The following is a 12,032-nucleotide window of genomic DNA, read 5'->3' as shown; positions in this document are numbered from 1 at the left end:
CAGTGACTAAAAGGACATTAAAATCCCATTTTCTTAAAACCCTTTTCGGGACATTCCTCCTCCTGACCCAAAATTCCATGGCGAATGACCCGGTAGTGGTGTCTCCTGCGCCCACACCTGTGCCCTCAGCATCTGTTAAAGATGTGGTTCCTACCCTGCCTTCTGGGGCTGATATCAAGGCCGGCGACATTCGAATTCATAACGAAACGCCCACCCATATGCTCATCCATCAAACCAGCGACAAAGGCGCCATCCACTGGGAAGATTTTAGTGTGGGTAAAGGCACTCATGTTCAGTTTAAACAACCGGGTCCCAGTTCCACAACCCTGAACAAAGTGGTGGGCCATAAATTATCTGACATTGCAGGAAAAATCACTGCCAACGGTAAGATCATTCTGGTGAATCCTAACGGCATTGTGTTTCAAGATGGTTCTGTTATTGACGTGAATGGGCTCATGGCCACTGTTCAAGATATTGACACTAAAAGCTTTATGGAGGGGAAGTTTGTGTTTAAGCAAAATGCTCTTACTGACGCAGGGATTATCTTGCGCGAGGGCTCCCATATTACCGTAGCTGACCGAGGACTCGCTTGTTTTATTTCCCCCTATTTCCACAACTCAGGGCACGTGGTGGCTAAAACGGGGGAAGTGTTGATCTTGGGGGCCCCTGAGGTTTCTTTAGATTTTTATGGGGACGGCCTCACCAAGTTCCATCTAGAGGGAGGTCTGGAAAAAAGTAAGCTGGAACAAGGAAATACAGGCATCATTGATGTGGGGGACGGTCGTGTGGTGATGCAGGTGCAGACTGCAGAAAAAGTCATCGAATCCACTATTAATGTGGGGGGTAAAATTCAGGCGAATGGTATTACAGAAAAAGGTGGAAAGATTACATTGGAGGGAGACAAGACCAATATCACCGTATCCGCTACTCTGGAAGCTACGGGATCTAAAGGCGGCGATATTCAGGTGCTCAGTCGGGCAGATTTGAAGCTAACAGACACGGTCAATTTAGATGCCTCAGGGACCAAAGGCGGGGGACAAATTCGGGTTGGGGCAACAAATTTCTTTGGCAAAGGCAGCGCCAAAAATGCCAGTAACTTAACAGTCAGCCCCGGGGCCATGATCAAGACCAACACCACGGAATCTGGGGCCGGCGGAAGCGTTGTGTTGTTCTCTGAAGGACACACCCAAGTGGGCCAAACGGGCGCCACCCCCACCACTTTACAGGCCAAAGCTTTGGGCGAAACCGGCACCGGGGGCACCATTGAAGTTTCCGGCAAAACCACCCTGGAATTTGACCAAACAATGCCCTTTGATGTGGCCGCTCCTCAAGGTGGCGGCAATGCCTATATCGACCCAGGAACTTTGATTATTGGCACTGCAGCCGATATTGGGAATTTTGACACCAATACAGGTACTTACATTCGAGCGAGTAACACTATTCTAGATAGCTGGATCAATACTCAGTTGACCAATAGCAATGTTTATATAGCTACTAATAGCACCAGCGAACCCTCAACCCCTGGTCTCAATAATAACATTATTATTTTACCCAGTGCTCATATTAATTGGACAACTAATGCTAGTCTAGCTCTTGTGTCCCAAAGTGCTATCAGTCATTATGGCACCATTACCCACACTTCGGGCAATGGGCATCTAACGTTTCAGTTGCCTTCTGCTGCCAGCATGCTGTTTGCAGCGGGGTCTACCGTCAACTTTGGAGGCACCTGGGCCGGCACACCTGGCGCCTCAAACAACACTACCGCCAACCCTTATGCCCTGATCCGCGTTTTCAGTAACGATGGAGTGCCCCCAAATGTCTCTTCAGGCGCCACCATGAATTATTATTGGTATCAGACACCAGAAACTTTCTCTATTCCCCTTGGAGGAGGTCAACATGCCAGCTCACATATTACCCGCAGCAATTTTGCGTCTTATTTATTAGTTTACAACTCCACGCAGCTTTACAACGCCCTTAACACCCGTGGAAATGTTGATGTCACAGGCTTATTCACCCAATCCGTTGCCCTGGGGGCTGATATTGACTTTGGAAACTCTCTTTCAGCAATTGAAGGGCACTATGGGAATGGGAGAGGACTAGGTGGACCCTATGGAGATGCAAGTGACGCTATTACTAACCCTTGGAAAAGTGCGACGGGAGATGATGCCGTCTACAATGCCAATTTTTCAGGAGACAATTTACAGGGGGGACAATACTCCTTGGTTAACTTTGTCCAAAGCAACGATGACAATAGCGGAAATTCAATAATTAGGGGGACAGGACACAATTTAGGCATCTTTGGAAATATTGGGGGAGCTGTTATCGATAATCTAATAATTGACTCGTCACGAATTCTTGTTTTTAAAAGCCCTAGTCTTGTAGGATTTATCGCGGGACGGACTTATCCCGCCTCTTTCCTTTCTAATATTAATATCGTCCCCACAAGTGGCCCCCACACAGGCATCGACGGAGCAGGAACAACTACTACAACAATGGTTGTAGGGGGGCTTATTGGTACGGGAGATAATTTTACCTACGGAGGCTCAGTTCCTACCGGCGATCAAATTGTTATTAAGAACTCACGGGTTGATCTGGAAATCACTATGTCTGCGAGCCCTTCCTCACCTGTGTACTCAGGCGGTATTTTGGGGGAAACAAATACTATGCCCGTCTTAGTAAAAAATTGTGCTGTTGTTCCAAGTGGCGCCTGGAATATTAATGGTACTTATGCAGGAGGAATAATTGGACAAAGTTCTTCTAACTCGACTATTCAAAATTCTTATAGCGCACAAACTGTTGAGGCAACACACCCCTATGGTCTTGTGGCAAGCATACCCTCTGGAACTCTTACGCCAACAAATGCTTACAGTGCTGGAATGCTTTTTACTCCACCAGGCTCCACTCTTACGCCGCCTAATGGTCTTAACTACCCCGGAGGTTCTAATCCAGATAATACTTATCGTTTATCCCCGCCAGGACGCGGATTATTAATTTCAAACGTTGGAAATTTTGGATTTATAGTAGACTCATCATTCAATCCTAGCAACGCGGGTTCTAAAGACTGGTATATGGGAACTGCTAACGCGGTCATCACCACAAATCCTATTTCTGGTTCTATCGCTACTATAACAACCAACTCTCCCGCCCTATACGCCTTCAACCAGCCAGCCCCCATCACAGCGCCATCTCTACCCGCCTATAATCCCGCACTGGATGCTGGCATTACAGGAACCACTGATCTAGGGCGAACCATGAACATTGTGGTGGAACCGAAAACCCTGGCTTTGGGCGCCACAGTTGTTGGAGCCCGAGTCATCCCTAACCCCATCATTGCCCCCAACATTAATCCAGCCAACGTTCAAACTGTGTCTTCTGCGCCCATCGTTCCAGCTACCCGAACCTGTATGATGCAAGGTGGAGCCCAGGTCTGTCAGACCAATTTTAAACGACAGGGCTTATAGGAAACTCGGGTAAAAGAGTATATCCCCCCGGGCTTACCTCGAGGATCCAGCTTAAACTGTCATCCTGAATTTATTTCAGGATCTGAAATAAGATGCTGAAACGAGTTCAGCATGACAGATATAGTAAAAAACAGCTGGATTGCCACAGAAATTCTTCGAATTTCTTCGCAAGGACGGTAGTATAAAAACTTAGATTTTTGCGGGCTATTCGCGTAAAATTCCTCCGTTCCCGTCATCACGAGGAGACCTAAGGTCGACGTCGTGATCCAGCTTTTAAAAACAGATAGATTCATACAAATCATTCCATTCTGGATTGAAGTTTTCTATAATCTCTATTTTCTTTTGGCGAGATCTATTCTTTAATTGCTTTTCTTTCGCAATAGCCTCAGGCATGCTTTCAAAAAACTCATAATAAACCAGAATCTTGCACCCATATCGCTGCGTAAAACAGCCTTTCGTAAACTCACTGCGATGCTAATACTCGATGGGCCAGACTAGATGTTACGCCAATATAAAGCGTTCCTTTGTATCGGTTGGTCATCATGTAGACAACAGGTTGTTTTCTCATGGAAGATTTTTAGCATAAAAAATTTAACAAAAAAAGCTGGATCACGACGTCGGACTACGTCCTCCTCGTGATGACGGGAATGGGGTGTTTTCACGAAGTAATCGGCCAAAAAGCTAGGTTTTTACCTGTACCACTTAGTCCCGTTCTGACTGATCAGATTCAATTTTTCTTGAACCTCTTTCAGGTTTTCTTCGGCTGAACCCTGTTTAGAAAGGGTTGAGTACACTCCATTCCAAAAGACAGAACTGACTTGGCTATATTTGCTACCCGTTTGAGCTGAGGGTCTGGGTGTTGCCGTTGTCATCACAGGCAACATAATTTTCATAAGAGGATTGATAGCCAAAACCTGGGGATCTTTAAACAAAGTATGCATGGGTGGGAAGTACCCTGATTCAATAGCCCGGCGCTTCAATTCAGGTTCATCTGTCAAAAACAATACCAAATCAATGGCATCGGCTTTTTTCTTTGAATATTTAGAGACTGCTAAATTCCAGCCCCCAATCGTACCCGAAGATTTCCCATCTTTGCCACCCTTAGGCAGCAAAGTGATGCCTACTTTTCCAGAAACAGCACTATCTGATGAGTTAAGGGGATGCCAGGCATAAGGCCAATTTCTCATGAAAATCGCTTGCCCCAATTGAAAGACCCCACGGCAATCTTCTTGTTCATAATTCAAAACACCCTGGGGAGAAATAGTGCCCACCCACGCCGCAATCTGATCCAAAATTTTAATAGCGTCAGGATTGTTGACGGAAACATGGCCATTCTTTTCAACAATAGTCCCGCCATTTTTAAAAGAACTAATCCATTCAATAGCGTTGCACGTTAGCCCTTCATAGGCCTTTCCTTGGAAAACATATCCCCATAGCTTATCGTCACCAGCTTTTTTCTCACCTTCTATAATCTTCTTTGACATCTGTTCAATATCATCCCAAGTTTGGGGAACCGGCAAATGATATTTCTCGAGCAAATCTTTTCGGTAATAAAGAATACCCACATTAGCAAACCAGGGCAAAGCCACCAATTTACCTTCAACCTTGTTGTTATTGAGTAAAGATGGGATATATTTTGCCCGACGTTCTGCCGTTAAATAGGGGGACAAATCTTCCAAGTGATTGACCAAAACACCCGGCCACACCACATCCACTTGATAGATATCAATGTCGGAAGAACCCGCCGCTAAATGTTGTTGGAAAAGGGTTAGCCGTTCGTTAGATCCATTGGGGGCAGGAAGGACTTTTACTTTTTTGCCGGTTTTGGCTTGCCACAGTTCAACCCCTTTTTTGCAGGCTTCATGTTCTTGGGCAACCATGCCACAGGTAATGACAATTGCATCATCTTGGGCAGAAGATTCTTCCTTTTTGCCACACCCAGAAAGCAGCAAAACTACTCCTAAACCCAGCGCTAAAAACTTACTTAAACCTGTTAAAAATGAATTATTCATCAGTATCCCTTTTAATATCTTTTTCAGCGTTTTAACCGCTTCAGCACCAGCTGATTTTACCAGAAGATATAAAGGATTTTCAACTCTTATGCAATCCTTAGTTGATAATATTGCTCAGCTCTTCTACTGTAAAAATAGCGGCAGGGCACAATGTATAAAAAAATTCTATTCGGTTTTATTTTTGTTTTATGTCTTCAGATTTCCCTTGGAGAATGCCCTAGCTATATTCAATCCATTCCAAATAAGTGGACGGTCACCGCCGAGTCTTGGAATCAGGTTGATAATCCACCTGAAGAACAAATTTCTAACAGCGTTGATCTTATGTATGCAACTCTGTTTCAAGATCCTGATAGATTTCGAGAAATTTCTTTTTTTGGGCCAACCGCAGAATTAGCTTGGAAAATAACTCAAGCAAAAGCAGTTTTTCTAAGGCGACTCTATTTAGCTCTGGGCCTGGGTAATTTGCAATACACAGACCAAGACAACAACATTAATACCTGTTCCTGGCCTTTCCCTGTCGCAACTGCCTTAACCCAAGGACAACGGATCATGATTATTTTGAAAGGGGTTCCTATGACGGAATTCCTTGAATTTTTGTCTAGCGGAAATCAAGGACTTTATGAGAAACGCTCTTTCTCTTCCCATGGAGTTATCTTTTCTAATGGTCAATTTCAAGAGATAAAAATCAAATCTTCCTTCCGGGGTTTTTCTAGTAGAGAGGGCAATCTGTCTTTAAACTTTGCTCTGGGCTGGGTTGGCAGCCCCCTTCCCAATGGGAATTATGTTTATGTGGATGGAGGAGAGTTCTGTGCCCAGACAAAATCACCGCTCCCGAAACGACAGCTAGGGCATCTTTTAATTTTTTGGAAGCAATTCCCCGATCAAAACACAGATGTTCTGTTGATAGGATTAGAAGGCTGCGCACCAGGATGTTCTAACATTTTTGGATGCAGCCACAATTTCCTATCTGGTTTTGCAAAACAGAAAAAAAGACGCTCTTCAACGGGCGGCGTTAAATGGAGTCAACTAAGTCTAGGCGTGCCACCTCCCGCTGAATATGGAGGCAAACGCCTTATCATAGACAGAGAATTCTTTGAATATTTAAAGCAACGAATTCCGGCCATCCTATCATCCTCAGAAAAAGACCAGGAACGGCTTTTCAGACTTTTCCTGGCACGAGATAGCTCGAGCTGCAGCCCCCTGCTGAAAACCTATAATCAGTGGGTGGGATGAAAATTTCTTAAACTTTTTTGCAAAATCAGCTATGATCCCCCCATCATGACCATGGTACAGAAAATCTTGACCTGGGCAATCTTCTTTAGTTTGCCAATAGTCGCCACTTTTAAAGGAAAGGGGATGGTTATTTTATTGGCTCTTTTTTTACCAGTAGTTGCGGAAAACTTCACCTTTTTACAGGCACAACAACTAAAACAGTTTTTGACAAGAAATCGGCAAAATCCTTTTTTGATAGCCGTCACTGGTTTCTTAAGCTGGGGAGTTATTTCCTTGATTTGGAATGAGGGCGCTTGGACCGATTTTGGCCATTATGCTCGACTGATAGGGGTATTGTCTCTGGGTGGGGCTTGTCTGTGGGCGTCTCGCCAAGCAACTTCTGAAACCAAACTTTTTATCAGCAAAATTTTTCTGTGGGGATTTTTATTCTATACCCTCTTTTATTTTGTAGAAATTTATGGGGGAAATTGGGTTTCAAAGCACTGCTTTAATGAACGCAATTTCTATGCAGAGAGGTACCTAAAAGGCACCGTTATCTTGATCTTTCTGTTCTGGCCTGCCTTTTTTGCCCTAAAGAAATTCTTGAAACCTTGTCATTTCAAATGGGGCGCAGGATTTCTGGCCCTTATCCTTATTTTTATTCTTAAAAAGTCTCGGCCTGATGCTGCTCTGCTTGCTTTTCTGGCCAGTGGATTAGTTTTTCTGCTGAGCTATCGCCTAAAGATAATCAGCACCCTTTTAGCAGGATTCAGCATTCTACTGCTGTGGGTTACGCCTTTTCTTTTTTGGAAAATTCTAACCCCTGAATCGCTTTTTAATCATCTATATCTTTTAAAGCAAAGCTATCAACATCGATTGCAAATGTGGCATGGGTTTGGAAAATTTATTACAGAACATCCCCTCATAGGGCATGGATTCAATGCCACACACAAAATTCAGGACAGATTATCTCTTTGTATTGCTTACAAACCTGGGCCTGTGACAACTGGTCATGGGGAAATTCTTAATGTCACACCCTATGATTGGGGAAACTGGGTCTGCCATAATTCCCCCGTTTTTGGAACCCACCCCCACAATGGTTTCATTCAAATATGGTTTGAGTTTGGTCTTATTGGGGTTTTATGCTTATCTTTTTTCATATGGTTTGTCATGAAATCTTGGGCAACTCTGGAAGATAATTTCTTAAGATCCCTTGGCAATGCTGTCTTTGCAAGCTATATGGTTATTTGGACCGTCAGCTTTGGCATTTGGCAGGGGTGGATGGTTAGTTTATTATTTTTGACGATTTGTCTGATCATCTGTATAAAGAAGTTAGTACCGAGAAATAATTGCAAATGAATACATTAGATTTTGAAAACCAAATTAATGCTTTAGAAGCAAAGATGGAAGAACTCAGCCACGCATCGAAAGACAGCGGGGTAGATGTTATTGAGGAAATTGCGGCTTTACAAAAGAAAGTCGATAAACTTTTGCGGGAAACCTATAAAAACTTGACCCCCTGGGACAAGGTACAGGTAGCCCGCCATCCGGAACGCCCCCACTGCCTAGATTATATCAGAGGCATGATTGATGACTTTACTGAGCTTGCGGGTGATCGCAACTTTGCAGAAGACGCCGCCATCGTTGCCGGCATGGGCAGACTCAACGGTCAAACCATTATGATTATTGGACATGAAAAGGGCCATGACATGGAATCCCGCATGAAGCATAATTTTGGGATGCCAAAACCTGAGGGTTATCGCAAGGTACAACGCCTGATGAAATTAGCGGACCACTATCAAATTCCCATTGTAACCTTGATTGATACGGCAGGTGCTTACCCCGGCATTGATGCTGAAGAACGCGGCCAAGCAGAAGCCATTGCCCGATCTATTGACGTGGGTCTTTCCGTCAGTGTGCCTTTTGTGGCTGCGGTGATTGGAGAAGGCGGTTCTGGTGGTGCCATTGCCCTGGGTACGGCCAACCGAGTCCTTATGATGGAACACGCCATTTACTCCGTGATCACGCCTGAGGGATGTGCTTCAATTCTGTGGCATAGCGCTGACAAAAAGAAGGAAGCAGCTGCTACCCAAAAACTAACGGCAGAAGATTTGCTGAAGCTAAAAGTCATTGACGAAATTGTGGAAGAGCCTTTAGGTGGCGCCCACCGTCATCACGAAGAATCCATTAAGAATTTATCAAAAGCCCTTCAACGTAATCTGAAGGACCTGATGAATTTGACACCTCGCCAACTTGGCGCCCAACGTCGCCAAAAGTTCTTGGAAATGGGCCGGAATATTTAGGAATGCATCCACGGGTCAAAGCCCGAGGAGGGCAATAGTTCCTAAAGAAGTCTATTGATCCCAGGGGGGTTTATTATTATGATGGCAGAGCTCTGTAAGAGAACAGAACACAGTATTAACGTATGCCTTTTTTGGAAAAGGTATTTTATGAGGCACAACGGTTGAATAAAGGACTAAAATCTCAACTAACGAAAACGCGGGTTCAGTACGCTTGGCTATTCATTGCCCCCACCTTGGTTACCCTGTTGCTGGTTGCTGGATGGCCGTTGGTCAGAACCATTTGGTTTTCCATGACGGATGCCTCCTTAAACAGTATGGAAATCTATCGCTTTGTGGGATTTGAAAATTTCTCCATGCTGATCCAAGATTCTGGCTGGTGGCGGGCTGTCCGCAATACTCTTACCTTTGCAACTATTTCTGTCGCTTTAGAATTGACCCTGGGATTAGGCATTGCCTTGATTCTAAACGCCCATTTCAAAGGCCGCGCCTGGGTCAGAACAGCCATGTTGATCCCCTGGGCTATTCCCACAATCGTTTCCGCTAAAATGTGGCGCTGGATGTTCAATGACGTTTATGGGGTCGTTAACCACATCCTTGTAAAGGTTGGGATTCTTGCCAAGCCTGTGGCCTGGATGGCCGACCCAGACCTGGCCATGGCCACCATCATTCTAGTTGACGTTTGGAAAACCACCCCTTTCATGGCCTTACTGCTGTTAGCAGGTCTTCAGATGCTGCCCCAGGAATGTTTTGAGGCAGCCCGTATTGACGGCATCCATCCCCTGCGGGTTTTCTGGCGTGTCACCTTGCCTCTATTAAAACCCGCCATCATTGTAGCCATGGTTTTTAGAACCATCGATGCTTTACGTGTTTTTGACCTGATCTACATTCTAACTAGCGGCAGTCGAGATACCATGTCTATGTCCGTTTATGCCCGCCAACAGCTGTTTGATTTCCAGAACGTGGGACTGGGTTCAGCCGCTGCAACCTTCTTGTTTTTAATTATGGCGATTATCAGCATTGCCTTCCTGACAGCTGGGCGCATGAAATCTGATATGAAAGAGGACCGCTAATATGCGCTCAAAAACTCAAAAATACATTCTATATATCAGCTCATTTTTTATTATATTGCTCTCTATTTTTCCTTTTTATTGGGCACTGGTGTCTTCCTTTAAAACAGGACCCGATCTTTTTAGGGTTGATTTTTGGCCCCCTAATTTTGCCTGGTCAAACTATGTAGAGATTTTTAAAGAGCAGCCTTTTGGCACCAACATTTTAAACTCAATTTTTGTGGCGATCACCACCGTTTCTATTTGCTTGCTTTTGGCTATTAGTGCTTCTTATGCGCTGGGTCGCGTACGTTTCAGAGGGCGCTCCCTCCTGTTGCTTTCCGTCTTGTGTGTTTCCATGTTTCCCCAAGTCGCCGTTCTTTCGGGCATGTTTGAATTGATTCGCACTTTGGGTCTATATAATAACCTTTTGGGCCTGGTCCTCTCTTATATGATTTTTTCCCTGCCCTTTACCGTATGGATTCTGACAACTTTTATGAAGCAGCTGCCTAAGGAAATTGAGGAAGCTGCTATTTTAGACGGTGCAGGCCCTGTAACCATTTGCTTCAAGATTTTCTTACCCCTTTTATGGCCTGCTTTGGTCACAACAGGCCTACTGACCTTTATTGCAGCCTGGAATGAATTTTTGTTTGCCCTTACCTTCACAGTCGAAAGCCAGGCAAGAACTGTACCTGTTGCGATTGCCTTGATGACAGGGGCGTCTGAGTACGAATTACCCTGGGGAAAAATTATGGCTGCTTCTGTCATTGTCACACTCCCCCTTATTGTGTTAGTTCTTATATTTCAACGACGGATCGTCTCTGGCTTAACAGCCGGGGCCATCAAAGGATAGCAGGATTTAAAGATGACTAAAGTTGTTTTAAAAAACGTTCATAAATCTTTCGGAAAAGTTGATGTGCTGCATCACATCAACCTGGAAATTGAAAGCAATCATTTCACTGTGTTTGTGGGGCCATCCGGTTGCGGAAAATCAACCTTGTTGCGCCTTATTGCCGGTCTTGAAGATGTAACCGATGGATCCATCCACATCGCTGACTTAGATGTAACCTATATGGAACCTGCTAAGCGTGGCGTTGCTATGGTTTTCCAGTCCTATGCCTTGTATCCACACATGACTGTTTATGAAAATATGTCTTTTGCCCTGCGCCGCAGTAAATATCCTAAAGCTGAAATTCACAGCCGGGTCGTAGCTGCCGCAGAAACCTTAAAAGTAACACATCTCCTTGACCGTAAGCCCAAACAGCTTTCCGGGGGCCAACGGCAACGAGTGGCCATTGGTCGGGCCATTATTCGCGACCCCAAAGTCTTTTTGTTTGATGAGCCTCTCTCAAATCTAGACGCTACTTTGCGGGTACAAATGCGCATGCATATTGCCACATTGAAAGAAAAACTGCACACCACCATGATTTACGTGACCCATGATCAGGTTGAAGCCATGACCTTGGCTGATAAAATCGTTGTGATGAATGCAGGGCGCATTGAGCAAATAGGATCTCCTCTGCAATTATATCACCATCCCATCAATAAGTTCGTGGCGGGCTTTATTGGATCCCCCAAGATGAATTTCTTGAATGTCGCAATTGAAGCTCTGAAAGATGATGTAGTAACCCTCCGGTTGCCTCACGACCAAACCATGCAACTTCCCGTGGCTTTACCTGTTCAAATCAGAGATTTAGGCCCCGGCAGCACTGCTGAACTGGGTATTCGCCCCGAACATCTATTTTTAACATCCTCAAAAGACGCTCTTTTTGAAGGGCACATTCATATGATTGAACACTTGGGTGGCGAAATTTATCTTTATGTAGAAATTGACAAAGGGCAAACCTTACTGGTCAGAACTTCTGGAGACCAAAAGCTTAAAGTGGGCGAAAAAGTTCACGTGGATGTAAAGCCGAAAGATTGTCATCTGTTTCACGCAGATACAGGGCTATCTTTTGAACGCCCCTCTCAAGACAGTTAGCAATAGGTATATACCAA

At 44.7% G+C, this 12,032-nt stretch carries 8 protein-coding genes and 1 pseudogene; 7 read left to right on the top strand and 2 right to left on the bottom strand.

Annotated features, from left to right (window positions below; translation table 11 throughout):
- Positions 1-77 precede the first annotated feature (77 nt).
- On the top strand, positions 78-3,461 hold the full coding sequence (locus tag WCG05_02455; GenBank protein ID MEI8320858.1) for a filamentous hemagglutinin N-terminal domain-containing protein: 3,384 nt from the start codon (positions 78-80) through the stop codon (positions 3,459-3,461).
- A gap of 273 nt (positions 3,462-3,734) precedes the next feature.
- Here WCG05_02455 and WCG05_02450 read toward each other — a convergent pair.
- A pseudogene (locus tag WCG05_02450) lies at positions 3,735-4,029 on the bottom strand (GIY-YIG nuclease family protein).
- Between the two features lie 121 nt (positions 4,030-4,150).
- On the bottom strand, positions 4,151-5,473 hold the full coding sequence (locus WCG05_02445; GenBank protein MEI8320857.1) for an ABC transporter substrate-binding protein: 1,323 nt from the start codon (positions 5,471-5,473) through the stop codon (positions 4,151-4,153).
- A 150-nt stretch (positions 5,474-5,623) separates the two neighbouring features.
- Between WCG05_02445 and WCG05_02440 the strand changes: the two genes are divergently transcribed.
- The 6 genes from WCG05_02440 (at position 5,624) to ugpC (ending at position 12,015) form a co-directional block, all read left to right on the top strand.
- Positions 5,624-6,706, top strand: a complete 1,083-nt coding sequence (locus tag WCG05_02440) for a hypothetical protein (GenBank protein MEI8320856.1) — start codon at positions 5,624-5,626, stop codon at positions 6,704-6,706.
- A 123-nt stretch (positions 6,707-6,829) separates the two neighbouring features.
- Positions 6,830-8,044 carry an O-antigen ligase family protein gene (locus tag WCG05_02435; GenBank protein ID MEI8320855.1) on the top strand — a complete coding sequence of 405 codons (1,215 nt, stop codon included), beginning with the start codon at positions 6,830-6,832 and terminating at the stop codon, positions 8,042-8,044.
- A complete protein-coding gene (locus WCG05_02430) occupies positions 8,041-8,988 on the top strand; it encodes an acetyl-CoA carboxylase carboxyltransferase subunit alpha (protein ID MEI8320854.1) in 948 nt (315 codons plus the stop codon). Before WCG05_02435 ends, WCG05_02430 begins: the two co-directional genes overlap by 4 nt.
- Before the next feature lie 122 nt (positions 8,989-9,110).
- A complete protein-coding gene (locus tag WCG05_02425; protein ID MEI8320853.1) occupies positions 9,111-10,058 on the top strand; it encodes a sugar ABC transporter permease in 948 nt (315 codons plus the stop codon).
- A gap of 1 nt (position 10,059) precedes the next feature.
- Positions 10,060-10,887 (top strand): carbohydrate ABC transporter permease, encoded by an 828-nt coding sequence (locus WCG05_02420; GenBank protein ID MEI8320852.1) that lies wholly within the window; start codon positions 10,060-10,062, stop codon positions 10,885-10,887.
- A 12-nt stretch (positions 10,888-10,899) separates the two neighbouring features.
- Positions 10,900-12,015, top strand: a complete 1,116-nt coding sequence (ugpC, locus tag WCG05_02415; protein ID MEI8320851.1) for a sn-glycerol-3-phosphate ABC transporter ATP-binding protein UgpC — start codon at positions 10,900-10,902, stop codon at positions 12,013-12,015.
- Positions 12,016-12,032 lie beyond the last annotated feature (17 nt).

It is taken from the genome of Alphaproteobacteria bacterium, from assembly GCA_037146715.1.
GTDB lineage: Bacteria > Pseudomonadota > Alphaproteobacteria > UBA7879 > UBA5542 > JBAWWO01.
The sequence above is the reverse complement of the archived record's forward strand: the minus strand, read 5'-3'. Positions and strand labels throughout refer to the sequence as shown.